Consider the following 26421-nt stretch of genomic DNA (forward strand, 5'->3'; position numbering starts at 1 on the left):
AAAGGCAGCATCGAAAAACGCTACTGCCTCTGTAACTTATATAGCGGCAACTATCGGCTGCGGTTATCTAAAAACAGTCGATAAGCCGGACTATCTGTCTCTTCCTGATAAACAAAACCTAACTCTGTTAAGAACTGCTGAAAAGCCAAAGCATCACTTTCCGGCACCTCGAACCCCGCGAGCACTCGGCCGTAGGCCGCGCCATGATTACGGTAATGGAACAGACTGATATTCCACTTGCTCTGCAAGGTGGTTAAAAACTTAAACAGCGCCCCCGGATGCTCAGGAAATTCAAAGCTAAACAAACGCTCCTCTAACGGCTCTGGTGGATGACCTCCCACCATATAGCGCACATGCAATTTAGCGGTTTCATCCTGAGACAAGTCCTGGACATCAAAGCCTTCAGACTCAAGGTTAGTGACTATCTCATCTAGCTCAGTTTGCCCTTGAGTAAGCCTAATCCCCGCAAACACCACGGCCTTGTCACGGCTGCTAAAGCGGTAGTTAAACTCGGTCATTGCTCGCTTACCTAACAGCTCACAAAAACGCAGAAACACACCGGGGCGCTCCGGCACTTTAACCGCCAAAATAGCCTCTTTCTGCTCACCGAGTTCACAGCGCTCCGACACATAACGTAGGCTATGAAAGTTCACGTTAGCGCCACTTAAAATCGCACCGACTTTCTCGCCCTTACCATTGGTGCCGATATACTTTTTCAGCCCAGCCAGTGACAGTGCTCCCGACGGCTCGGCAATCGCGCGCGTGTCTTCAAAGATATCTTTGACCGCAGAGCAGATCTCATCTGAATTCACGGTGATCACATCATCGACATACTCACGGGCCAATCTAAAGGGCTCGGCGCCAATCTGCTTAACTGCCACCCCATCGGCAAATAGGCCAACTTGCGGTAATATTACCCGCTCATCGGCCTCAAGTGCCGCTTTTAAACAGGCAGAATCTTCAGGCTCTACACCAATAATCTTCACCTGTGGCATCACGGCCTTATAGTAAGCCGCAACCCCTGCAATCAGGCCGCCACCACCAACAGGCACAAACACCACTTCGAGATCGCGCTGCTGCTGTAACATCTCTTGCGCAACGGTGCCTTGGCCAGCAATGACCGCTTCATCATCAAAAGGCGCGACATAGACTCGGCCCTCACTCTTAGCTAGGCTCTGCGCATAAGCATTGGCTTGATCGAATGCTTGACCATGGAGCACCACTTCACCGCCTAAACGCCTAACCGCATCGACCTTAATATCTGGGGTGGTTTCTGGCATCACGATAACCGCACTAATACCACGGGCCACTGCCGACATCGCCACGCCTTGAGCATGATTACCGGCAGAGGCACAAACCACACCGCACTCGCACTCATCTTTGGTTAACTCGGCAATTTTATTGTAAGCACCGCGAAGCTTAAAAGAGTGCACTGGCTGCAGATCTTCACGCTTTAAAAAGACCTGACAGCCCAAGCGTGCCGACAGCTTATTAAGGCTCGACAGCGGTGTGACTTTAGCCACATCATAAACCGATGACAGCAAAATTTTCTGCAAATAATAATGGGCTAAATCCAGTTGCGATTGTGATGCTAAAGCCAACATAAACTACCTCTTAATCCCGGAAAACTGATTAGACCAACTTACTGGTATCGCGCACTGCGCCTTTATCGGCACTGGTTGCGAGTAACGCGTAGGCTTTGAGCGCCATCGATACTTGTCTTACACGGCCAAGTGGTTTCCATGCATCTTTGCCAAGTGCTTCCATCGCCGTGCGGCGCGCCGCTAATTCAATATCGCTAATCGCAAGTTTGATTGAACGAGCTGGAATATCAATCTCAATTCGATCGCCCGTTTGCACTAGACCGATAGTGCCACCAGCAGCTGCTTCTGGTGAAACATGACCAATAGACAAGCCCGAGGTGCCTCCCGAGAAACGACCATCGGTGATCAGTGCGCACTTTGTGCCTAAACCGCGCGACTTAAGGTAACTGGTTGGGTACAACATCTCTTGCATACCTGGGCCACCTTTAGGGCCTTCGTAACGAATAACCACAACATCGCCAGCAACCACTTCACCACCCAAGATCCCAGCCACCGCATCATCTTGACTCTCAAAAACGCGAGCACTGCCGATAAAGGTATGGTTTTCAACTTCTACGCCAGCGGTCTTAACAATACAGCCATCTAGGGCAACGTTACCCGATAACACCGCAAGCCCCCCCTCTTGGCTAAAGGCAAACTCACGGCTACGGATACAACCCTCTTTGCGGTCGTTATCAACACTGTCCCAGCGGCAATCTTGGCTGAAGGCTTTAGTGGTGGGGATGCCTGCGGGGCCTGCCGAGAAGAATTTATGCACCGCGGCGTCGTCGGTCTGCACAATATCAAATCGTGCTAATACATCGGCAAGATTGCTACCCGCGACATGGTACACATCGTTATGGAGCAAGTTAGCTCGGTCTAACTCACCTAAAATCCCCATTACCCCACCCGCGCGGTGTACATCTTCCATATGGTATTTAGGGGTTGATGGCGCCACTTTGCAAAGGTGAGGCACTAGGCGAGACAGACGATCGATATCATCCATGGTGAAGTCAACTTCGCCTTCTTGCGCAGAAGCCAGTAGATGCAGCACAGTATTGCTCGAACCGCCCATGGCAATATCGAGTGTCATGGCATTTTCAAACGCCTTAAAGTTAGCGATGTTGCGCGGCAGTGCGGATTCATCGTCATGTTGATAATAGCGAGTAGCAAGATCCATAATGCGGCGACCCGCCTCAAGGAATAACTCGCGGCGATCGGCGTGGGTAGCCAACATTGAACCATTGCCCGGCAATGATAAACCCAGCGCTTCGGTTAAGCAGTTCATAGAGTTAGCGGTAAACATGCCCGAGCATGACCCACAAGTTGGGCAAGCGCTGCGCTCAATCTGCTCGCTATCGGCATCTGAAACGCGGGAGTCGGCGCCAGCAACCATGGCATCGACCAGATCCAGCTTAATCAGCTGATCTGACAGCTTAGTTTTACCGGCCTCCATCGGTCCGCCAGAGACAAATATCACTGGGATATTCAGTCTTAAAGATGCCATCAGCATGCCAGGGGTGATCTTGTCGCAGTTGGAGATACACACTAATGCATCGGCGCAGTGGGCATTTACCATATATTCCACGCTATCGGCGATCAGCTCACGCGAAGGTAGGCTATACAGCATGCCGCCGTGCCCCATCGCAATACCGTCATCGACGGCGATGGTATTAAATTCTTTAGCAATACCGCCTGCTTCCTCAATCGCTCCCGCCACTAATGAGCCCATATCTTTTAAGTGCACATGACCCGGCACAAACTGGGTAAAAGAGTTGGCGATAGCAATGATCGGCTTACCGAAGTCGTTATCTTTAACACCTGTTGCACGCCATAATGCACGGGCTCCCGCCATGTTACGGCCTTCGGTACTGGTTGCTGAGCGTAGTTTTGGCATTGCTTTATCCTTTGTTTAAAAGAAGGTTCTAGGTTCTAGGTTCTAGGTTCTAGGTTCTAGGTTCTAGGTTCTAGGTTCTAGGTTCTAGGTTCTAGGTTCTAGGTTCTAGGTTCTAGCATCAAACTAGCCACCCTATCCTTCAATTTTCTAATTTTTAATCTGAGATATCGTTCTGAGCTTTTATGTTTCGCCTTAATCTTTTCCGTCAGCGAAGCGTTCATCTTAGCCTGTGCTTTCCTAGGACCTTTCTTGGCTTTTCCTAGTACCTAGGATCTGCTTTTCCGGCCTTTCCGTCAGCGAAGCGTTCGTCTTAGCCTTTGCTTTCCTAGGACCTTTCTTGGATTTTCCTAGTACCTATGATCTGCTTTTCCGGCCTTTCCGTCAGCGAAGCGTTCGTCTTAGCCTCTGCTTTCCTAGGACCTTTCTTGGCTTTCCCTAGTACCTAGGATCTGCTTTTCCGGCCTTTCCGTCAGCACAGCGTTCGTCTTAGCCTCTGCTTTCCTAGGGCCTTTCTTAGCTTTTTCTAGTACCTAGGATCTGCTTTTCCGGCCTTTCCGTCAGCACAGCGTTCGTCTTAGCCTTCCAAAGCCTCCAACCAACCCCACTTGTCTTCGGTTTCACCGCTGAACAGGCCGAAAAAGCTCTGCTGAATTTCTTTGGTGATCTCACCGCGCTTGCCGCTGCCTATCTCGATGCGATCGACGCTACGTACCGGCACAATTTCGGCCGCGGTGCCGGTCATAAAGATCTCATCGGCAAGGTAGAGAAACTCGCGTGACATCGGCTCTTCAACCACTTGATAACCTTTATCTCGTGCAAGAGTAATAATGCTGTCTCGAGTCAGCCCCATCAGAATAGCGGCTGTGGCTGGAGGTGTGTAGATCTTGTTCTTTTTAATGACAAAAATATTGGCACCAGCGGCTTCGCTGACTAAACCGTTAGTATCGAGTGCAATCCCTTCATCGAAACCGTTACGTTTAGCTTCGGTAGAGATCTGTAGCGAAGAGAGGTAATTCCCGCCCGCTTTGGCTCCCGTTGGAATCGTGTTTGGCGCTAAGCGATTCCAGGAGGTTACCGCGACATCGACCCCGGCATCCATGCTGTCTTCCCCTAAATAGGCTCCCCACGGAAATGCTGCGACTAACAAGTCGCACTGAGCATCTTTAGGGGGGGTGATCCCCATACCAACATCACCATAAAAGGCTAAGGGGCGGATATAAGCGCTCTTTAAACCATTGCCTAATGTGGCGTCTCGACACGCCTGCATAACATTATCGAAGCTATATGGGATAGGCATACGGTAAATCTTGGCAGAATCAAATAGGCGCTGAATATGCTCAGTTAAACGAAACCCCGCCGGACCGCGATGAGTATCGTAAACACGTATGCCTTCAAAAACGGAAGTACCATAGTGCAGCGCGTGAGACATGACATGAACCTTAGCATCACCCCAAGGCATCATTTCACCATTGAACCAAATTAACTCTGCTGTTTTCGCGGCCATATTCTCACCCTTTATTTTGTGCTAATGCTACTGCGGTGTTATTTACCAATACTTGGCAATCAATCACATCAATAAGCTTATTTATTTGATTGGTTAGCAAGCCGATTTCGCGCTCACTCTGTACCAGCATGTCGATGCTGGTACAGTTATTACTATTGAGCTGCATGCTCAAATTGGCGACCTTAAATCCGCGATGGCGAGCGACGCGTAGCACGCGCTCTAACACTTCTGGTCTTTGCTGCACGTTTAACGCTAATGAGTAATTATTCATATCCTTGCTCTCCATCTCGTTTTATCGCTCTTTCTAATCTTCTTATTCAGACTCAAACTCGCCGATTTCTGCAGCTTAAGTTTGCTTATCCATCTCTTCCATCATCTCTTGGTTTGAAGCCCCTGGCGGCACTAATGGCCAGACGTTATGGACATCATCTATCGACACATGCAGTAAAAAGGGACCTTCACTATTGAGGAGTTCATCGAGTCCGGCTTCGACTTCACTCGTCTTAGAGATAGTGCGTCCTGGGATATCGAATGCCGATGCCATCTTAACGAAATCAGGGTTGTCAGACAGGTCGGTTTCGCTGTAGCGCTCTTCAAAAAACAGCTGCTGCCACTGCTTAACCATGCCTAGCTTTTGGTTATCGATAAGCAAGATTTTAACGGGTAGGCGCCTACGCTTGATGGTGGTCAGCTCCTGAACATTCATCATAAAAGAGCCATCCCCCGAGACTGCGACTACCATAGCATCGGGACGCGCCACTTTAGCGCCAATGGCCGCAGGCAAGCCAAAGCCCATAGTGCCAAGCCCGGCACTCGACAGGTGATCTTCTGGGCGATTAAAGAACATGTGCTGCGCTACCCACATCTGATGCTGACCGACATCACAGGACACCACGCTGTCTTGTGGCAACTTATGCGCAAGACGATTGAGCATTGCAGGTGCGTAGATAAGCTCACTCGGACGGTCATAACGCCATTGATGCTCATGCTTCATCTGGGCCACCTTGGCTTGCCATGGGGCAAATTGCTCACCTAGGTTTTGAGTTAGTGCAGGAAGAATTTGGCGCAAATCGCCAGCAATAGCCACTTCAGGAAGACGTAACTTACCTAGCTCGGCAGCGTCGATATCCAGATGGATCACCTTGGCATTTTCAGCAAAGCTGGCTAAGCGTCCGGTCACCCTATCGTCAAAACGAGCCCCCACCACAATCAACAAGTCACACTCTTGTACCGCTAAATTGGCCGCTTTAGATCCGTGCATACCGAGCATACCCAAGTAGCCGGGAGTATTTGGATTGATAGCGCCTAAGCCCTTTAGGGTGGCAACCGATGGAATCCCGGTGACCTTGATGAAATCAGCGAGTTGCTCGACAGCGCTTGCCATGCCTACCCCCCCACCCACATAAAGCATTGGTCGCTTAGCTTGCTCAATAAGCTGATTTGCCTCATTAAGCTGCTCGGCAGTGTGCTCAGGTTCAACGCTAACCGCTTGCAGTGGCGTCTTGTATTCAAGCATGGCGATCTGCACATCTTTAGGGATATCGACTAACACAGGACCAGGGCGACCAGAGGCGGCGATCTCAAACGCTTTGTACAGAGTAGGAACAAGCTCATCGACATGGGTCACCATAAAGCTATGTTTAGTGCATGACAGTGACATACCTAAGACATCAATTTCTTGAAAGGCATCGGTGCCAATAACCGCGGTAGAAACTTGACCCGTGATGGCAACGACTGGCACCGAATCTAGCAGAGCGTCGGCAAGTGATGTCACGAGATTTGTGGCACCAGGGCCTGAAGTGGCAAAGCAAACCCCGGTTTGGCCGCTGGCTCTGGCGTAGCCGACAGCGGCAAATGCCGCGCCTTGCTCATGACGGCTTAGCAGGTGCTCGACAGGGCTACCATAGAGCGCATCATAGATGGGCATAATCGCCCCACCGGGATAACCAAACACCGTTGTTACACCGTGTGCGGCAATCGCCTTGATGACTGCATCTGCGCCTCTTATCATTTGTCCTTGCTCCATCTTCCCTTGTTCCATAAATCAGCGCTCCGCTACAATTAACTTTTTTATTAAGAGCTTAGATAGAAGTTTTACTTTACCTTTTATTTCACCTAAGCCCTTAAACGAAAAAACCCCCGTTCCTTTCGGAGCGGGGGTTTTTGCAATCTTAAACCTAGGTTAGGTGTGTCGATTTAATATGCGCAGCCCCCGCTGTGATTTAATAATCACGACGGTAATAATCACAATAATGAGCTGGGCAGCTTGGTTGAACATATTCGACTTACTTCCTAATTAGATTCTTTGCTTAAATTCGGTGTCGTTTAAAATTCGACTATTAAGAAGTACCACAAAGCCTATAAACAACACAATAAAAACTTTATAACATCAAAATTTATCATCTTGTGAGCACTATTTTGGTGGCTCATATAGCGATAAATAATGATGCACTGCCTAACTTTATTACCGTCACTAAAGTGTTAATCGTTAATGATTTGTCTAAATGACTTTTATCTCTAATTTCAATTTTAGACAGCCAGAGCCTGCGCTAATCATGGCGAAGACTCTGGCTAAAAAGCGATTAGCTTTCTTCTACAATGCGCTTCATTTCAGTCATATATCCGCGAAGTTCGGCGCCAATTTCTTCAACTGCGGTGTAACGAATCGCCGCGTTAACTTCAATTAAACGCTGGTTATCGACTCCATTACTTGTATCTTGCAAGCCACCACCTAGGTACTCGGCAGACATATTAGCAACATAGTCTTTTAGTAGCGGTAGCGCTGCATGGTTAAATAGGTAACAGCCGTATTCTGCCGTATCTGAAATCACTACGTTCATTTCGTATAAACGCTTACGTGCAATGGTGTTCGCGATAAGTGGCGTCTCATGTAGTGATTCATAGTAAGCCGACTCTTCGATGATGCCAGCCGCAACCATGGTATCGAAAGCAAGCTCTACACCCGCTTTGATCATCGCCACCAAGAAGATGCCTTTATCGAAATAAGCCTGCTCATCGATATACTCATCGCAAGTCGGTGCATTCTCAAAGCCAGTGTCGTTAGTTTCGCTGCGCCACTTCAGTAGATTCGCATCATCGTTTGCCCAGTCAGCCATCATGGTCTTAGAGAATTCGCCACCGATGATGTCGTCCATATGCTTTTCAAACAGCGGCTTAAGAATAACTTTCAACTCTTCAGCCATATCAAATGCCTTGATCTTGGCTGGGTTTGATAGTCGGTCCATCATATGAGTGATGCCGCCGTGCTTCAGTGCTTCAGTGGTGGTTTCCCAGCCTTGCTGAATAAGCTTGGCCGCGTAACCAGGCTCAATACCGTCGGCAACCATCTTCTCATAACCTAAAATTGCACCGGTTTGCAGCATGCCACAAAGGATGGTTTGCTCACCCATCAGATCAGACTTCACTTCCGCAATGAAAGATGAATGTAGTACACCAGCGCGATCGCCACCGGTTGCACTTGCGTAAGCCTTAGCGATATCGAAACCTTCACCCTTATGGTCATTCTCTGGGTGAACCGCAATCAGTGTTGGTACACCAAAGCCACGCTTGTACTCTTCACGAACTTCAGTACCTGGGCACTTAGGTGCTACCATGATTACCGTGATATCAGGGCGAACTTGCATGCCCTCTTCAACAATGTTGAAACCGTGAGAATAAGACAAGGTTGCACCTTGCTTCATCAACGGCATTACCGTGTTCACAGCGTTAGTGTGCTGCTTGTCTGGCGTCAAGTTTAGAACCAGATCTGCATCAGGAATAAGCTCTTCGATAGTGCCTACGCGGAAACCGTTGCCTGTCGCTTTCTGGTAAGAGTCACGCTTGTCAGTAATCGCCTGCTCACGCAGTGCAAAAGAGATATTTAGGCCCGAGTCACGCATATTCAAGCCTTGGTTAAGGCCTTGAGCGCCACAACCAAGAATGACGATATTCCAGCCCTTGATGAAGTTACAGCCTTCACTAAACTCACTACGATCCATAAAGCGGCATTGTGCCAGCTGCTGTAATTGTTGACGCAAATTCAGAGAGTTAAAATAGTTAGCCATCTGATATACCACCTTGATTCTGGACAGTTAAACGGGCTGACTCGATAGCGAGTCACGCTGTAATTGAATTCACTATAGCGCAAGCATTTCATTGCTTAAAATGATATATTCGAAACGTCACGTTGCGTTTTTTGCAATACAAATTCGATTCATAGTTTCTGACAAACTGATGGAGAGCTGCGCTTGGATATTCGAACCATAAAACTTTACCTGCATTTGGCAGACAGTTTGCACTTTGCTAGAACTGCGCAGGCGATGCATGTCAGCCCGTCGACCTTGAGCCGTGCGATGCAAAGGCTAGAAGAGGAGGTCGGTGCGCAGCTGTTTCAACGTGATAATCGCAGTGTGACCTTAACCAGTGCCGGTATCGAGTATCGCCACTTTGCCGAGTTAACCTTAGATCAGTGGGGAAAGCTTAAAACTAAGATCGATCCCAAGCAGGACATACTCAGGGGCAAACTCAACCTGTATTGCTCGGTAACAGCCGCCTACAGTCATCTACCCGGATTACTGGATCGCTTTAGACGTGAACACCCACAAGTTGAGATAGCCCTCACCACAGGTGACGCCGCTAACGCCGTCAATGAGGTACGTAACCAGCGCGCCGATATCGCCATCGCCGCCCTGCCCGATCCGTTTCCCGATAACCTGCATTTCGCCAAAATCGATGACGTGCCGCTGTCGATCATCGCGCCGACCTTTAGATGCCAAGTACAAAAGTTATTAACCGAATCGTATATCCCTTGGGATAGACTGCCCTTTATCGTACCGGAGCATGGCCCCGGGCGAAAACGTATCGATAACTGGTTTAAGGCATTAGGCTTAATTCCCAATATTTATGCCCAAGTGTCGGGACAAGAAGCGATCGCTTCTATGGTGGCACTCGGCTGTGGCGTCAGCATTACCCCAGAGGTGGTGATCAACAACAGTCCGGTGCGAGACCGTATTCAACTGCTGGCCTCACCTATCGACATCCCACCTTTTGAACTCGGCTGTTGCTGTAAAAGTAAACGCTTACAAGAGCCTGTTATCGAAGCTTTTCTACAGGCGATTTAGCCACGTACACCTCAGGTACCTGAGATGTATGCCAATCGACATTCAGTCATGTTGAACTAGGCTGCGCCTGTAAAAGCAAACCCTTACAAGAACCTATTATTGCTGCATTTTTAGAGGTGATTTAATCGTGCCGTAATAGCGAGCCTAGGGCAGCCAAAATCGGCAATAAGCTATTCTTGACTATACTTTAGCCATCACTCACCACTATTAAGCCTATGAATGCCATTGCTCTCGCTCTTGTTTCATTGGGTCTTTTAGGGCTCTTGCTCGCGCTCTACCCCGCTTTTCAGATCTTTCATCAATCCAAGTATCAACGCAGCGGCTGGATCGGTCTATTTATCATGATCCAGCTATTTATTTTTGGCTACCTTGGTTTCATCTGGATGTTGTTAGATCGCAATGCTGGCATGCTGGAAATCGTGGTTGCGACCATATTGTTGGGCGGTGGCGGCTTTGTCTTAACCATCACCATGATGAGCAGAAGCACTATCACACAGATGCTAACCGTCTTAGAGCAGAAGGAGTTTCAGGCACACCACGACGCTCTCACGAATTTACCTAACCGCATCTATTTCTACGAAACACTAGAGCTTTGGATCGTGCAGCCACAGCCTATGTGCTGCATGATGATAGATATTAATAACTTTAAAATTATCAATGATACCTATGGTCACGCCATAGGCGATTATGTTCTCAAAGAGGTGGCTAAACGCCTTCTCAGCGTCTCGCCCCAAGAGGGGCTTGTGGCCAGGATTGGCGGTGATGAATTTATATTACTACTGCCCAATACCGAGCTTGAACAAGCCCTTAAGGCTGCCCAAGCTATCCAGACCCGTTTTAGACAAAAAATAGCCTGCGAACCCGTCCCCTTAAGCGTGGGACTCAGTATTGGGATAGCACTCTTTCCCGCCCATGGTGATAATCGAAAAGCACTATTAAGACACGCCGATATCGCCATGTATCAAGCCAAGCATCGAGACGACCATATTCAAGTTTTTCGCGATGAAATCTAGCGACCAGACTCGATAGCTGCCGCTTGTGTTTGTACCCCATCAACAATTAAGTTGCGCAGCCAGCGATGGCTCGGATCTAAATTAAAGTGCTTATGCCAGACTAAGACATAGGCACCAGGCTCAACATGCACAGGGACATCGAGGCAAACCAAGTCATAGTTTGCCACCATCTGCTGAATATATTTTCGCGGCGCACACAAGATAAGATCGCTGTTCTCACACAAGTCCATCGCACAATTAAAGTCGGTCATATTGACCGCGATATCGCGCTGTAGATGATCTAGACGTAGTACATCATCGAGCAGCCAGTGCTCCAAGCCACCAAAGGCCACTTGCAGATGACGGTATTTTAGAAAAGTATCTAAGTTCCACGGTTCCTTCAGTGCAGGATGATCGCGCCTTAGCAGGCACACAGGATAGTCACGAATAAGCTCTGTCGCTCCGAGCTCTTCCGGTAAGTTGTTCATATGCAGCAAGGAGCGCTTATCCCACTCACGGCAGATAATACCCATATCAATTTCACAGCGTAGCAGCATGTCCATACTGGTATGCGACCAAGTATGACCATTAATACTCACCTGAGGCGCGGCTTTTAGCAGCTTTGGCATAAAGTGGGGGTAGGTTAGCGAGTAGGCGGTTTCAACAATATGCATACGAAAGCGACGCTGACTCTCAGCCGGGTCAAAGGTACTGGGTCGAGTAAATTGATCAAGCTTTTGCAGTACCTCTCTCAACTCAGGCGCCAACTGCAAAGCACGGGGCGTGGCTTTTAAGCCATAGGCCGTGCGTTCAAACAACTGGTCATCGAAGGTTTCCCTCAGTTTACTCAGCTGCTTACTCACCGCGGACTGACTCAAATGTAGTCTCGACGCAGCAGCCGTCACGCTCTGCTCTTCAAGCAGCACTTCTAACACTCTGAGTAAATTGAAATCCAACTGTTTCACAAACAACCTTTTAGGGCCAGCGTAAGTTATGCTTATCATAATAAAGGCTTTGTGAACTAACGCTATGGAAATTCGACTTATCTGGCAGACTAATCAATATAACGACGGCTAAATATACGACTAGGATTCATCCTCTTCGGCTCACTAGCTAAAGTGGAATCATGCCATTTTCGTTCAATAAAACATCTGTGAATAACACACTTTTTAGTATCACCTCTGGTTTAATAGAGGTAAGTTGAATCTAAATTAACCAGCCAACCATCATAATATAGTGAGGCGACTTTATAAAAATCAATCACTCTAGCTTTTATTCATAGCAATTTTTTTAAATTAGCAAGCAAGCTTAGTAAACATCAACCCAGTTAATTATTTCATAAAGAGACCGATACAAGCCTACAAATAAATTCGTCCAGATAATCGTTATATTTATGAGGACAATCATACTACCAAGATAATCGTGACAATAAGCACATTACTTTTGTTCAGAGAATCGTCTCAGCTACATTAAGTAATAAAAAATCACCCTTCACTGTTGTTAGAGATAATTTTATTAGTTAAGCCTATTTGCTGTAATTCCAACTTGCGCTCTTGATTAACATAGATAGCAATAGGGCCATCGATATCTCCCTCTGTCGGTCCAACACATTTTTCAAGCATGTCGTTATTCAGAATAATCTGTTCAGGTAATAGACCGATCCCCATACCCCGCTCGATTAATTTACAAGAAAAGTCTGGCGTGTCGATCACCATGACCTTTCTGAAGTCTGGGTTGTTATACATACACTCGCTCAGATCATGCCAATGATTCCATACATCAGAATGCACAAAGGTAGGGATAGGAGCTGCAAACTCAATGCCTCTCTTCTTTGCCCAAAAAAACTTAAGATTATCCAGTTCATCAACATGTTCAAATATGGGGTGATTATGGAATATCCCCTCGGTAATAACTAGGTCGACATCACCCGAGTCCATCCAGCCTTTAATCGTTGCCAGTTCGCCAGTATTAATTTGAATAAAAAACTCTTCGATGAACTCCGGCGTTAACTTAGATGACAAATACTTTTCATACAATCTAGGCTGAGTTGCAATTTTAATAACCGACTTTCTATTAATCTGCGACAATGCTGAGTTCATATCATTAAGCGAAATAATAACGGCTTCAGCCTTTAGGTAAATATCACTTCCTGCAGGAGTCAATCGGACTCCGTGGCTTTGTCGTTCAAATAGTTTAGTACCCATCCTTTTCTCTAAAGCAATAATGCTAGAACTTACATTTGGCTGCGTTGTCTTTAAAAAACTGGCGGCTTTTGAGAAAGACGAGAACTTTGCAGAATAATAAAAATGATAAATTACCGTATTGTTAATCATAGCGCTATGTGCTCTAAGTCTATATTTTTATGGTTATGAGATTACAATCAAACACACGTTAATTCGCTAAAAATAACCCTAGTGAAAAATACCTATTGATAATCATACTTCACGGTATTTATAGCGATAACGCTACTTACAATAGCAGGTATTGCTTTTTTTTATACCACGATATATCAGATAATCATCACAAACTAAGAACTGAGTGATAAATATCATTTACCACGAAAACTAACTAGAGCTAATTAGTGGGATAATAATGAAAAGAAGAGAATTTCTAACTAAAAGCATGGGTGTCACCGCAGCCATGGCTTTACCTTTTTCAACGACAGCCGTTGCATCGGAAAATAGTTGGGATCGTGAGTATGACTTAATCATTGTCGGCAGTGGCTTTGCAGGATTAGCAGCAGCCTACTCAGCGAACAAAGCAGGAATAAAAAACATACTCGTTCTCGAAAAGATGGAAACTTGGGGTGGCAACTCGGCTATCTGCGGCGGTATCGCCTGTATGCCAAACACGTCACTCCAGAAAAAGCACGGTATCGAAGACTCACCAGAACTCATGATTAAAGACATGGTAAAAGCTGGTCGTGGGTTCAATCACCCAGAGCTATGTAAAACCCTAGCGACTGAGGCTCATACCGTTTACGACATGCTAATTGGCTGTGGCGTTGAATTTATGGATAAAATTATCCGTCTTGGTGGACACAGCGCACCAAGAGCCCATATCCCAGCCAATGCATCTGGTGGCGGAATTGTGGTACCGATGCACAAATACCTGCTCGATAAAGGTGTCCAGTTCCAAAACCGCACTCAAGTCACCACATTGCTGCGTGATAAGCACAACGCGATTACAGGCGTTGCCGTACAGGAAAAATTCGACTTCGATACAGAAAAGTTCAAGAGTGAGCAGACCTACAAGTCTCGCCACGGTGTTATCGTTGCAACAGGTGGTTGGGGTCAAGATAAGCAGTTTGTTAAAACCACCATGCCTATCTATGCACACCTAGAAGCCACGGCTCAACCTGGCGCAACGGCAGGCATGATCAAATCACTACTCGCGGTAGGCTCATTACCTATCATGATCGACATGTATCAACTTGGCCCTTGGGCTTCTCCTGATGAGCGTGGAGCGGGGCCTGCCTCTTTCTTTGCCGACTACTCATTTAGCGAAGGCATTGCCATCGACCCGATGACGGGTAAACGCTTTATGAATGAACTTGCCGATCGCCGCACTCGCGCCGAAGCACAGTTAGTAGTGTTGGAGAAAGGCACTGAAAACAAACCTAACTTCCCATTTACTTTCTGTAGCGAAGCGACCACTCAACGTGCCGAAGGGTTTAAGGGAGCTTACCGTGATGGCGCGGTTAACAAGTCGAACTCTGTTGCTGAACTCGCCAAGCGTCACGGTGTCGATGAGGCGATACTCGCCCAATCTATCGCAGATTGGAATGAGATTGTCGAAGGCAAGCCCGATCCATTTAACAAGCCGTTAGATAGAAGAACCGAGTTAAAGCCACCATTTTACTCACTTAGATTGTCACCTAAGTTGCATTACTGCATGGGCGGCGTAGCAATTACTCCAAACGCCGAAGTTATCGATGCAACGACATGTGAACCGATTAAAGGTTTGTTTGCGGCCGGCGAAGTTGCCGGAGGTACTCACGGTATGGATCGCTTAGGGGGTTGTTCGTCAGTTGACGGTTTAGTTTTTGGTCAGATTGCAGGCAGAACTGCAGCAAATTATAAGGCGAACGTATAATGAGAACCTCTTTTGCCGTTGCCGTCATCGCAACCTTACTGTCTTGCAGTGCTTTAGCCGCAAAGCCGAGCATTAAACAACATCATATCGATGCTCTTGGCGATGACATGAACTGCCGTACCTGCCATACAACCAAGGGCGCATTTGAACGCCCAAGCGATCAGGCTTGTATCGATTGTCATGGCGGCATGCATGATATCCCGACTGAGCCAAATCGCTTCGATAAGAATCCACACAATTCGCATCACTATGAAGACTTGCTTGAGTGCATGGTATGCCACTCTGAGCACCAGCCTTCAAAAGATATTTGCTCCGATTGTCACAAAGTCGAATTTAACAATCTCAAATAAATTAATTTGCTAAGTAAGAGAATATAAAGAATGAAGAAAAGTGTATTTGCAATGCTAATCGCTGCCAGCCTACCTCTATCTGTCAATGCAGCAACGCACACCTTAGATGGCCGTTCGCTGACCGTTGATCAATTATGGGAAATCGCCCAGCCGGGTGAAGATGTCACTATTTCTAAGACTGGCTGGCAGCGTATTAACGCAGGTTATAAGGCGCCGATCCACGCCGCAGCTGATGGCCGCTCTATCTATGGTTTAACCGTAAATTATGGCGCACTTAAAGATCAGCGTGTTGCAGGTACCTCAGTGGAAGATGAGCCGAACTTTACCGCATCAATCAAGTTCAACGAACGTCAAATGCGCATTCAAGCCGCAGGTGTCGAGCCGTTCATCTCTGAGCGCGAATCTAAAATGGCGATGATCATTCGTCTTAACCAAATGGCGGCAGGTTACACAGCGATGAGCACCGAAGGTGCACAGGCCTTTATCGACTACATCAACGCAGATGTGACTCCACTTATCCCAAGCCGCGGCTCATCTGGCGCTAACGATCTCAGTTTAGCGACTCACATCGGCTTATCCCTAATGGGTGAGTGGGATGTGATGTATAAAGGTGAGCGCCGTAACTCGAAAGAGGTTCGCGATGAGCTAGATCTTAAGCCATACAGGCCTTTTGGCTTAGATGGGATCTCTATCTTATCTAACGGTAACGTGGCCGAAGCACAAAATATCGCGGCGGTGAAAAAAGCCGAACACCTACTTGAAATCTCACCGATCATTATCGCCTCTTCACTAGAAGCGCTTAACGGTAACGTATCACCTTTCCTTTGGCATACGGTGGACACCAAAGGTTGGCCACAAGGTCATGAAGCAGCAGAAGCGATTCTTGGCGCATTAAAAGGCTCTTACTTATGGGAGTTGGACAGCAAGCGTAACCTGCAAGATCCACTGTCATTCCGCTCATCAGGCTACATTTTAGCGACGGCTAAAGAAGAGCTACGCCAAGCAAAAGCGCTACTTAACACCGCTATCAACCACACGACAGATAACCCAATTGTGAATACCGAAGCCCGTGATGACTTATGGTACAGCGACACACCTGCTGTGAATGCATTACGCGTTGGCGATGACAGTGTTTTTGTTAACTCAGGGGCTAACTTCGACAACACACAACTAGCCGTACAGATGGAGTCTTTAGGCCGTGCACTCGCACAAGTGATCCATATTTCTGCATGGCGTACGACTCAGTTAGATGATGGACACCGTACTAACCTACCGACTTACCTAATTGCAAAAGAGAATGTCGGCGGTGATGGTTTTGCTAATATTGCGCAGTCCATGTCAGGGCTATACGCTGAAGCCATGACACTAACAAACAGCGCAACTCTTTACGGGATACCAACTTCAGTAGGCATCGAAGAGACGTTCAGCAATGTGAACTTAATTGCTTCTCGCGTTGAGAAAATGGCTGACATTGGCTACGAAATTTACGCTTACGAAGTGCTGCATACCACTCAAGGTATGGAAATTCGCATGAGAGACCAAGATAAGCAGATGGGCCAAGGCACTAGCCATCTAATTGAGCAGTACCGTAAAGTGGTACCATTTGTCGATTTAGACCGAACTTACACACCCGATATCAATAACGGTATTAAGTTCCTTAAGTCATACTCAGTTCCACAGTAATCTAGGTTTTACTTCTAGTATTTACCAATAAAAAAGGTGTTTAGCCATCAGCTAAGCACCTTTTAATATCAATCCGTTTCAGGCACTAGCCCGCAAGACTACATATTAAAATTTCTAATCGTATCGGATAGGTCACTGGTGCTGCTTTCAACCTCTTGGTTTAAAGTGTTGGTAACGGTAATAAGATCATAAGATTCTGACACCTTACAATTGACCATCTGCACATTGGTGTTCACTTCATTACAGACATACACTTGTTCTTCAATCGCAACGGCAATTTGCTGATTACGTTCCACAATGCCCTCTATGAGTTCTTCTAATTCACCAATTTTAGCCAGTGATGTATTGATGATATCGACCGTCTTGCTCGATTTGTCATTGCCGACCTCTAGTGACTTAACCGCAACTTGACTATTATTTTGGATCTGTTCTATCGCGGTCTGGATCTCCGTTGTTGCCACTTGAGTCCGCTGGGCTAAGGTACGCACCTCATCAGACACTACCGCAAAACCACGGCCAGAATCCCCGGCTCGAGCCGCCTCAATCGCCGCATTCAATGCTAATAAATTGGTTTGTTCGGCAATGCCATTAATCACGTCGATCACCGAACTGATTTGCTGAGTCTGCTTATCGAGTGATACCACGGTACTAGAAATTGAAGCCAACTCCTCCACTAGCTCCAGCATCGACTTATTAACCTGGTTAATGCACTCCAAGTTATCTGACATGGTCGTTTGAGTCTGCATTGTCGCTTCGGCAGTACCCTGAGCATTTTGTGAGATTTCAGTCGACGCCGCCTGCATCTCATTGACTGCCGTGGCCACCATTTCAATTTCCGTTTTCTGTGTGTTCAAGTGCTCAGTCACTTTATGGTTGTTTTCTGTGGCTAACTTTGCGTTATCTAAGGTCTTATCACAGGCCTCCATCACCGAGATATTGACCCGACCAATCAATGCCTTAACATGTTGCTTGCGCATTTTCATTGCCAACTCTATCTCAGAAAAATCATTAACCTTGCCCGTGTAAATTAACTCCATCAGCGGGTTATTAAATTCTTTACGGGACTCTTTTGCGAGTCGCTCTAAGGGACGAGTTAACAGATAGCTAATCAGAGTCGCCATCACAAAGAAGGATGCCAGCGTGATAGCGGTATTTTGGGAAAACATCGCAATCGCATACGAGACAAGTGCCGCGATGCCATAGAAAAAGGCGCTGCGCTGCCAAAGCCTTGTTCTCAAGCCGATGCTTAAACGAAAGGGTTTTTTGTCGTTTGAGAGCTGCTTATATATCGCCTCGGCTCTAGTGACATGAATACGCTCAGGCTTAAAGCGCACCGATTGCATCTCAACAATTTCACCATTGTTTTTTATCGGCGATGCGAATGCATCCACCCAATAATAACCTCCGCCCTTACGGCTGTTTTTCACCATTCCCATCCAATGGTTGCCACTCTGCAAGTGACCCCAAAGATCTTTAAACGCGGCCTTTGGCATGTCCGGATGTCTAACAACATTATGAGGAAGACCAACAAGCTCACCATCTGCAAATCCCGCTACTTCAGAAAAATGCGGGCTGGCATATTTAATATGACTAGAAGGAGACGTGATTGAGATTAAATTGTAATTGGCGGGATACTGGTACTCTTCGTCCATAACATAATCCTTTATTTAATGGCATAAATCAAAACTACCGTTCAGTGTAGTATCAATATTCACATTCCATCGAAATAATGACTTTTTTTTTCATCCTCTCTAAAGCAGCATGGCCTTACAAGGCCCTAATTCGCTCATTTAACAAGCATTAGTTATCCTAATCAGGTAAGTAAATACTGCTCATTCATCTGAGCCTAACGACTACCACGCCACAACTGTGGGCAAAAAACAGATACAAAAATGCCTTTCATAAGAAAGGCATTTGGGGACAATCTATTCGAAATATCGACTTACAATTAATCGTTATCGGCTTCGATTTCACGAGCAATGTTTTGGCCGTTAATCACTACGCCTTCAACTTCGATTCGTTGCTGACTTAGTGTGTCAAAGCGAATACCGTCTTCATATTGCGTGCTGGCATCAACAAAAACTGTCATGCCGTTAACAATAAAGCTTTGAGACACGGCATCGATAGAGGTCGCAAAACCTTCTTGCTCGAACTCTTTCCAATTGCCTGTATTGTCGTCACCTGTAGAGTGATCATCATCGAACTCAACTTCAGTGGCAACTTGAGTCGTACCATTCTTAACTGAAGTGACTTCTACTAAAGCACCTTGCACTAAGTTAGCCTTCACGCCATCTTCAAACTTAGTTTGAGCATTAACAACAAAGCGGCCTTGGTAGTTAAGCTCAAACGCTGCTTTTTGCACATCAACCCAAGTCACAATACCTTCAACTTCGGTGTCGTTTGCAAGATCGCTATAATCTTCAACTTCCACTTGAGTGGCATCGAGTGTATTCACATTCATTGTGCCTTCCACTTCAACCCACTGACCGTTTGCAAGTATTGCATTGTCTTCAATTTGTGCAGCAGAGTAGTCAACCGTTAACGCAGCACCTAACTTAAAGCTCTTGGCGTTATCGTCTAAGCTAGATAAACGACCTTCAACTTCGTAGTGATTAACTAAGTCTGCATTTTCAAACTTAACCACAGACAAGACTTTGTAACCCGCATTAGCCGTTGGCAGTGAAGACACCATCACCCAATCGCCTAGATCAATTTCGTCAGACAACTTATAGGTTAAGCTGATGCCGTTCACATCAAAAGTACCAGCAGCCGCATCAATGGCAGTTACCTTACCTGTAATCGTCGGCTCAAGATTAACTTGAACTGCAGCAGTTGCAGCCGTTGCAGCAAATGCTTGTTGGCCACCGATCTGCACCATCATGTTAGGCTGCAGATCAGAGGTATTTAGTTTAACGTCGCCGTACATAACACCGGCAACGTCATAGCTATAGCCATTTACGACAACTTGATTCTTCGCAGCATCGACTGAGTCAATTGTACCTTTAACCGCTGCAGGAGCTGTAACAGTACCGCCGCCATTACCGTTATCGCCATTACCATTGTCAGAATTGTCGCTTCCACCGCCGCAAGCAGTTAAAATCAGAGCAAGTGTTGAAACTAAAGCTACTTTTTTCATCTAAATACCCTTATATAAAGAGATGATTATCAAATTTAGCTGTATGTTAAAACTTGAACCGTGAAGCGATCGTGAAGAAAGATAAAATAATCTATGAAAGTTCTAATTGTTGATGACAGCCATAACCTAAGTGAAACAATCGCCGACTATTTAGAACTCGAGGGGATGGTGATTGACTGTGCCTACCATGGCGAAGCTGCCATAAACTTGGTGTCTGAGAATAGTTACGATGTGATTATTATGGATATCATGATGCCAAAGATTGATGGTATCACCGCAGTGCGAAAACTACGGGAAGAGCAGTATTGCAATACCCCCATTTTATTCTTAACAGCTAAAGATAGCCTCGACGATAAAGTCGCCGCCTTTAAAGCCGGAGGCGATGACTATCTACTCAAACCGTTTGCCATGGAGGAGCTGAGTCTACGCCTGCATGCACTAAGTAACCGCGGCCCGAGGCAAGATATCGGCACATTGTCGTTTGCCGACATCAAAATTAACACCCAAACTAATATCGTCACCCGAGCCGAGCAACCCATTAAGCTCAGTCGTATTCAGTTGAAAATATTGAAGGTATTGATAAAGAGAGCCCCGGGAATTGTCAGTCGACAAGATGTCAGCGACGCCGTCTGGGGGGATGAGTCGCCACCAAGTGATGCGCTTCGGAGTCATATCTACGGCCTAAGAACCGCCCTTAATAAAAGCTTCGAACAATCACGATTAGAGACTATTCATGGACAAGGTTACCGCCTCAAAGCATAAGCACTTCCCAAGCATCTACCGAAAGATCCGTTGGAGTTTCGGTTTGATGACCTTTGCTATGTTCAGCCTATTTTGGTCGGTGATCTATATTGCCGAGAACCAAATTGAGCTCATCAGTCTGCACCACTGGTTAGACACAGAATCCTCACGTTACAGCCGAGACTACAAAACTCACGGCGAACATGCCACGCGCCCCAATGACAGTGAGTTCACCAGCTATTGGAGTGAAAAGCCACTCCCTGAGTGGCTTAAAGCTTACCAAGTGCCGGGATTTTATGAGCATCAACTCGGCGATGAAGATAAGCATTTTATTGTTAAACCCCACCCTTCAGGCACAGGCTTAATGTATATCCTGTTTCAAGATGACTCCGACGACTACCTCGATGATTATGAGGAGCATCTGCACGATTACATCTTGATCTTAGGCCTGCTTATCGGCTTATTAATGACAATTTATAGCCTGTATTTTATCCGCGCCCTATCAAAGCCACTGAACATTATTGAGCAGAAAATCAGTCAGATGTCGCCAGATGATCCCCCCTTTGGCGTCGATACTCGGTTTGTCGAGACCCGTAATATCGAACAAACCCTGGTAGATAGTCGAAATAATATCAACGGCTTCTTTCAACGTGAAAAGGAGTTCAGTCACTTTGCTTCCCATGAGCTGAGAACCCCGATTACGGTGGTAAAAGGCTCGGCCGAGTTACTGGCAAAAATTCCCGACCAGCACCCACTGGCGGTCAACGCCGTAAAGCGTCTGCTGCGGGCCAGCGACGAGATGCAGGTGCTCACCGAAACATTCTTACTACTCGGTAAGGAGACGATTGACCCACGTTACTTTGATGACTTCAGTTTAGAGCAAGCATTACGTAAACAGCTGGCTGAGATGGAGGTCTTATTCGCAAAGCAAGGCAGCAGCTACAATCTATCGATAGAGCAAGCTGCAATGATACACGCACCGCAAAGCTTTATTGCCATCGTGCTTAATAACGTCATTAAAAACGCCTTTAGCTACAGCATAGGCGATATCGAAATCGTGCTCACGGGGTATACTCTGACGATTACCAACCGGCATGAGGGTAATGAGACTTACAATGCGGGATATGGTGTTGGACTGGTCATTGTCGAGCGGATCTGTGAACGCATGGGGTGGGGTTATCAACCTCATGATAACGGGGTTGAGTTTCGCACCACCTTGGTGTTTTCTGCTAAAGGGGAGACCCTTTAGGCGTGGTTTCATTTGCGTGAAACGAACGCAGGCTTAAAATCTAAAGCATGCGAACTTTTGCTTCACCAATTCTTAGGCTGAATTTGATGTATCTTCCTACACCAATGGTTCCAATGGCCTGCGGCCAGCGCATGTGCAGACACTGCTGAAGCACGCTGCGAGCACATCCCTGTGAGCTCTACGGTTTCATCCCTGAAACCGAAGGCTTCAGCCGTATCTACACCAAGTTAGAAAAGCGAAATAGTTTGGATAATGAGTTACACCTCACTTAACTAGAATATATATTGAATCAACAACTTGAACAGAGTAGCTTGATAACCATCTGAAACTAAGGCGTATTATTATGAAACGTGGGTTAATGATAACTCAGGACATTAGTGCTAGAAGTGAAGGTTTTGATCTCAATGGTGGTATCGACCAACAAGCATTAAGGCAGTACTTACTATTTTGGGACCGTCTATCTTGCCCACAAAGTAATATTATTTACTCAGGTCTAGGTGCTGATTTCGATTTTTTAATAAATGCAGGAATTGCCGATTATAAGACTGTAAACTTTTTCGGTTCCATAAACGTTAACAATGAATTTTTCAGTGAGTTAGAGAATAGAGCACTACAAGCTTTATCTGTAGATAAAGATACAGATTGGTGCTTGGCTTCAAGTTTTAAGTTATTAGAAAAGCAGGCTATAGCATCTAAAAAGGATGAAGCGATATCAGTTCATTTATTAGATGCCATGAATGTCTTTACACCTGAAGTACCTCTTTCCGAAATTTTAGAATTTAAAGAAAAAAGGTCTGATGAATTACTTGAGTTCAGAGATAGTATGGATGACTTGAAAAGTGCAATACTTTTATCCGCGGATTCTGACGAGATGCTTAGACGAAAAATAAGGAAAATTGAAAGAGATATCGGGGATGTAAACCGATTAGTTAAAGAATCTCGTCAACCATCCGTTAAACGATGTGCAACTGAAGTTCTTACTTTTACTGGAGGCGTAGAATGGGTTTCCACCAGCCTAACTTCTATGGGACTGTTAGAAGGCTTTGAAATGTTCACAAAAGGAGTTGGCTTAGCTGGAGGCATTTATTTGAGCCTTAATAAATTAAACTCTTCAATTAAACTCCCTTGTCATCTTCGGCAATATGCTTATATTGCTCATTCTCAAACTGAAATCAAATAAACCTAGAGGCAGAGTAAAATAAACTCTGCCGTTGTTTTTTGCTCTGTTGACCATAATCCCACTGCTATCAGTTTCCCCCTGTCCGTACAGAGAACACCATTTCCCCATCGGAGTTGCCGAGGGTCATTGAAGATAAATCGCGTGAGCGAGTCATGGATGACGAGGTAGCCTTAGTAGAGCCATGGATGGCGATTCTGAGGCGATAGCGATTTTCGAAAATGACTGAGGATCAACAACTTCGTAGGGGCGGCTGGGGAGATGCAAGAGGGGGTAGCTGTTGACCCCCTCTTGCCCGAGTGTGAGCTGGAAGCTCACGACCTTTGTCAGGCGTAGCCTGATGCATTACAAGTATCGGCAAATCACTACCATTTAAGGTAAATGTACAGTTTGATACCTAGCAGAAATAACAAACAGAAATTAGTTTGATTTATCACCAACTTTCTCTATTCAAACCTTGAATACGATACTGTATGCCCATACATAGTTAGAAGGTAGCAAAGGAGGTGAAGCTATATATTTCATATAGTTCTTAGCTGCTAATACGACTATAAATCCAACTGGAGAGTACTATGGCTAAAGGTTCAAGCATTAACGGTAATGGCGGCGGTAAAAATGGGGGGAATACCTCTTACACGATAACAGGCAGAGGTAACGTAGCTAGATCTCAAATGGTGAAAGAGGTTAAACAAGGGCAGCACCCTGACTCACATATTTATAAGAGAAATAATATCGAGTACGTGCGTAATAACCCGAACAATAATAAGCCTGATAATATTAATGATTAACTAACTTCTCTCAACGAATGCGCTTCCTCTTACTAAGCGTAGAGCGAAGCGCCACGACCCTTTATCAAACGAAGTTTGATACCTTCCAGTTTGTTAGACGAAGTCTAACTCCAAGTCCAAGTTATTAAGGTAAAAATAACAAACCCTATATAACTGCTAAACTTAACCAGAACCCAAACAAAGGGAAAACTGGATTTCCCTATCCACAACGACCTCTCCATAAAACAAAAGGATTTGTTTATGCCCATAGCCTGTGTTGCCACCCGTGCTAGCCACGGCGTCCAAGCCCCTGCCGTACAAGTCGAAGTCCATCTCAGCAACGGTCTGCCTGCATTTAGCCTAGTTGGACTACCTGAAGCCTCTGTCAAAGAGGCGAAAGAGCGAGTGCGTAGCGCGCTTATCAACGCCGGATTTGAATTCCCCATGCGCCGCATCACGGTTAACCTTGCACCGGCTGACCTGCCTAAACATGGTGGTCGCTACGATCTGCCTATCGCCATCGGTATCCTCGCGGCCTCGAAGCAGATCCCACTCAAATCTGTCGAGCAACATGAATTTGTCGGTGAACTGGCACTGACTGGCCATGTGCGTTACTGCCAAGGGATGCTACCTGTCATCGTCGATGCCAGCAAACAAAATAGCACCTTAGTCCTCCCGGTAGATAATCGTGAAGACGCCGAACTCGTGGGCTTTGAAAAGGTCCTTTTTGCCACTCACCTGCAATCTCTAGCCGCCTACCTACACGGCCAATCGCAACTCCCTAGTATCGACCTTAATCTTGAGTGGTTATCACAAGATAAAACTAAGCCGTTATCTTGTATGAGTGAAGTGGTGGGTCAACATCAAGCCAAACAAGCATTAGAGATAGCCGCTGCTGGCAACCATAACCTGCTGATGCTGGGGCCACCTGGAACCGGTAAGACCATGCTCGCTAGCCGTATGATGCAGCTTCTACCACAGTTAGCCTATAGCGAAGCCTTAGAGGTCGCTGCCATTCACTCTGTTGCAGGACACAACATTAAACCTGATAGTTTTTATCAGCGTCCCTTTAGGAGCCCGCACCATACCTGCTCGGCTATCTCTTTGGTGGGCGGCGGTGCCCAGCCCAAACCCGGTGAAATATCCTTAGCTCATAGGGGCGTACTTTTCTTAGATGAGGTGGCGGAGTTTCCAAGAAAAGTCCTCGATTGCCTGCGTGAGCCGATGGAAACCGGTGAGGTGAGTATCTCCCGTGCGGCGGCCAAACTGACCTTTGCCAGTCGCTTCCAGCTCATCGCCGCCATGAACCCTAGTCCTTGCGGTGATAGCGACAATGGCAGATCCAGTAATGAGCAGATCCAGCGCTATCTTTCAAAGTTATCAGGGCCTTTTCTCGACCGCTTTGACTTAACTATAGACGTGCCCAAACTGCCCTTAGGCGCACTCAATAACCAAAACACACAAGCCGAAACCAGTGCGACAATTGCCAAGCGCGTACAACAAGCACGAGAGACGCAACTCGCTCGCTCCGGCGTGCTCAACAGTGAACTAACAGGCAAACAGCTTAAACAAGAGGCTAAGTTTGATGATAAAGACCTGATTTTTTTGGAGCAAAGCGTCAATCAACTCGGGCTGTCTGTACGCAGTTATCACCGTCTACAGCGGGTCGCTCGCACCATAGCCGATCTGCAACAAGAGCCCAATGTCAGCCGCTCTCACATCGCCCAAGCGCTAGGATACCGCGCCATGGATCGACTACTCGCCTCGCTATCAAGGCAGTAATGACGCGTAGGCTTGATTGCACAATGTAGGTCCCTAACCTGCTCATATACTCAATATAGCCGCTTGCAGCATGGCTGACTTTGTCATATTTCTTAGTGGGTTGTGCATAAACAGGCAAAGATATAGAGGTTACAGAGCCCCCAATGGAGAAAGTAAATAAGATATGCTTAAATTAAATAACTGTTACCCTTATGACAAAATAAGTTGAATCAAGTCTTAGATTCCAGTAAATTCCTCCCGCTTCGTTAACTCGATGATATTGAAGTAGCAAACATTTATTTACTTTGATCATACCTAAGCAGCGTTTTTATAGCATTTTCGCCACCAAGAGCGACCTTCACAACG

Annotated in this window: 20 protein-coding genes; 10 read left to right on the top strand and 10 right to left on the bottom strand. The window is 46.4% G+C overall.

What is annotated here, in order from left to right:
- Window positions 1–50: 50 nt before the first annotated feature.
- The 6 genes from ilvA to ilvC form a co-directional block, all read right to left on the bottom strand.
- Window positions 51–1604: a threonine ammonia-lyase, biosynthetic gene (gene ilvA / locus SHAL_RS20365; RefSeq protein ID WP_012278997.1), complete on the bottom strand. Its 1554-nt coding sequence runs from the start codon at window positions 1602–1604 to the stop codon at window positions 51–53.
- Between the two features lie 28 nt (window positions 1605–1632).
- The gene (gene ilvD, locus SHAL_RS20370; protein ID WP_012278998.1) at window positions 1633–3480 is read right to left on the bottom strand and encodes a dihydroxy-acid dehydratase; all 1848 of its coding nucleotides are present in this window, start codon (window positions 3478–3480) and stop codon (window positions 1633–1635) included.
- Window positions 3481–4054: 574 nt separating this feature from the next.
- Window positions 4055–4984 carry a branched-chain amino acid transaminase gene (locus SHAL_RS20375; protein WP_012278999.1) on the bottom strand — a complete coding sequence of 310 codons (930 nt, stop codon included), beginning with the start codon at window positions 4982–4984 and terminating at the stop codon, window positions 4055–4057.
- Window positions 4985–4988: 4 nt separating this feature from the next.
- Complete coding sequence (gene ilvM / locus SHAL_RS20380; RefSeq protein WP_012279000.1) at window positions 4989–5255, bottom strand: acetolactate synthase 2 small subunit; 267 nt, start codon at window positions 5253–5255, stop codon at window positions 4989–4991.
- A 75-nt stretch (window positions 5256–5330) separates the two neighbouring features.
- Window positions 5331–7010 (bottom strand): acetolactate synthase 2 catalytic subunit, encoded by a 1680-nt coding sequence (gene ilvG, locus SHAL_RS20385; protein WP_041416150.1) that lies wholly within the window; start codon window positions 7008–7010, stop codon window positions 5331–5333.
- Window positions 7011–7566: 556 nt separating this feature from the next.
- Window positions 7567–9048 (bottom strand): ketol-acid reductoisomerase, encoded by a 1482-nt coding sequence (ilvC, locus tag SHAL_RS20390; RefSeq protein WP_012279002.1) that lies wholly within the window; start codon window positions 9046–9048, stop codon window positions 7567–7569.
- 183 nt (window positions 9049–9231) lie between these two features.
- On the opposite strand from ilvC, the gene ilvY reads away from it, so the two are divergent.
- A complete protein-coding gene (ilvY, locus tag SHAL_RS20395; RefSeq protein ID WP_012279003.1) occupies window positions 9232–10104 on the top strand; it encodes an HTH-type transcriptional activator IlvY in 873 nt (290 codons plus the stop codon).
- A gap of 215 nt (window positions 10105–10319) precedes the next feature.
- Complete coding sequence (locus SHAL_RS20400; protein WP_012279004.1) at window positions 10320–11117, top strand: GGDEF domain-containing protein; 798 nt, start codon at window positions 10320–10322, stop codon at window positions 11115–11117.
- Here the strand turns inward: SHAL_RS20400 and SHAL_RS20405 are convergent.
- Complete coding sequence (locus tag SHAL_RS20405) at window positions 11114–12100, bottom strand: LysR family transcriptional regulator (protein ID WP_012279005.1); 987 nt, start codon at window positions 12098–12100, stop codon at window positions 11114–11116. The two genes, SHAL_RS20400 and SHAL_RS20405, sit on opposite strands and share 4 nt — an antisense overlap.
- A 480-nt stretch (window positions 12101–12580) precedes the next feature.
- Entirely contained in the window at window positions 12581–13429 is an 849-nt protein-coding gene (locus tag SHAL_RS20410) for a LysR family transcriptional regulator (RefSeq protein WP_012279006.1), read from the bottom strand.
- Between the two features lie 259 nt (window positions 13430–13688).
- Here SHAL_RS20410 and SHAL_RS20415 point away from each other — a divergent pair, with 259 nt between their 5' ends.
- From SHAL_RS20415 to SHAL_RS20425, 3 genes are read left to right on the top strand one after another with little or no spacing between them, the layout of a single operon-like run.
- Window positions 13689–15191 carry a flavocytochrome c gene (locus SHAL_RS20415; protein ID WP_012279007.1) on the top strand — a complete coding sequence of 501 codons (1503 nt, stop codon included), beginning with the start codon at window positions 13689–13691 and terminating at the stop codon, window positions 15189–15191.
- A complete protein-coding gene (locus SHAL_RS20420) occupies window positions 15191–15541 on the top strand; it encodes a cytochrome c3 family protein (RefSeq protein ID WP_012279008.1) in 351 nt (116 codons plus the stop codon). The genes SHAL_RS20415 and SHAL_RS20420 overlap by 1 nt, the downstream gene beginning before the upstream one ends.
- A gap of 30 nt (window positions 15542–15571) precedes the next feature.
- Window positions 15572–17224, top strand: coding sequence for an HAL/PAL/TAL family ammonia-lyase (locus tag SHAL_RS20425; RefSeq protein WP_012279009.1), 1653 nt, complete (start codon window positions 15572–15574; stop codon window positions 17222–17224).
- 98 nt (window positions 17225–17322) lie between these two features.
- On the opposite strand, the gene SHAL_RS20430 is transcribed toward SHAL_RS20425, so the two are convergent.
- Both SHAL_RS20430 and SHAL_RS20435 read right to left on the bottom strand, forming a co-directional pair.
- Window positions 17323–18876, bottom strand: a complete 1554-nt coding sequence (locus tag SHAL_RS20430) for a methyl-accepting chemotaxis protein (RefSeq protein ID WP_012279010.1) — start codon at window positions 18874–18876, stop codon at window positions 17323–17325.
- A gap of 296 nt (window positions 18877–19172) precedes the next feature.
- The gene (locus SHAL_RS20435; protein ID WP_012279011.1) at window positions 19173–20360 is read right to left on the bottom strand and encodes a DUF5666 domain-containing protein; all 1188 of its coding nucleotides are present in this window, start codon (window positions 20358–20360) and stop codon (window positions 19173–19175) included.
- A gap of 93 nt (window positions 20361–20453) precedes the next feature.
- Here SHAL_RS20435 and SHAL_RS20440 point away from each other — a divergent pair, with 93 nt between their 5' ends.
- The 5 genes from SHAL_RS20440 (at window position 20454) to SHAL_RS20460 (ending at window position 26076) form a co-directional block, all read left to right on the top strand.
- Complete coding sequence (locus SHAL_RS20440) at window positions 20454–21122, top strand: response regulator transcription factor (RefSeq protein ID WP_012279012.1); 669 nt, start codon at window positions 20454–20456, stop codon at window positions 21120–21122.
- Complete coding sequence (locus SHAL_RS20445; protein ID WP_012279013.1) at window positions 21094–22350, top strand: sensor histidine kinase; 1257 nt, start codon at window positions 21094–21096, stop codon at window positions 22348–22350. The genes SHAL_RS20440 and SHAL_RS20445 overlap by 29 nt, the downstream gene beginning before the upstream one ends.
- Window positions 22351–22693: 343 nt before the next feature.
- Window positions 22694–23530, top strand: coding sequence for a DUF6236 family protein (locus SHAL_RS20450; protein WP_012279014.1), 837 nt, complete (start codon window positions 22694–22696; stop codon window positions 23528–23530).
- Window positions 23531–24099: 569 nt separating this feature from the next.
- Window positions 24100–24315 carry a hypothetical protein gene (locus SHAL_RS20455; protein WP_012279015.1) on the top strand — a complete coding sequence of 72 codons (216 nt, stop codon included), beginning with the start codon at window positions 24100–24102 and terminating at the stop codon, window positions 24313–24315.
- A 240-nt stretch (window positions 24316–24555) separates the two neighbouring features.
- The gene (locus SHAL_RS20460) at window positions 24556–26076 is read left to right on the top strand and encodes a YifB family Mg chelatase-like AAA ATPase (protein WP_012279016.1); all 1521 of its coding nucleotides are present in this window, start codon (window positions 24556–24558) and stop codon (window positions 26074–26076) included.
- Window positions 26077–26421: the final 345 nt, after the last annotated feature.

The sequence above is a fragment of the Shewanella halifaxensis HAW-EB4 genome (genome assembly GCF_000019185.1).
In the GTDB taxonomy this organism is placed as follows: Bacteria; Pseudomonadota; Gammaproteobacteria; order Enterobacterales; family Shewanellaceae; genus Shewanella; species Shewanella halifaxensis.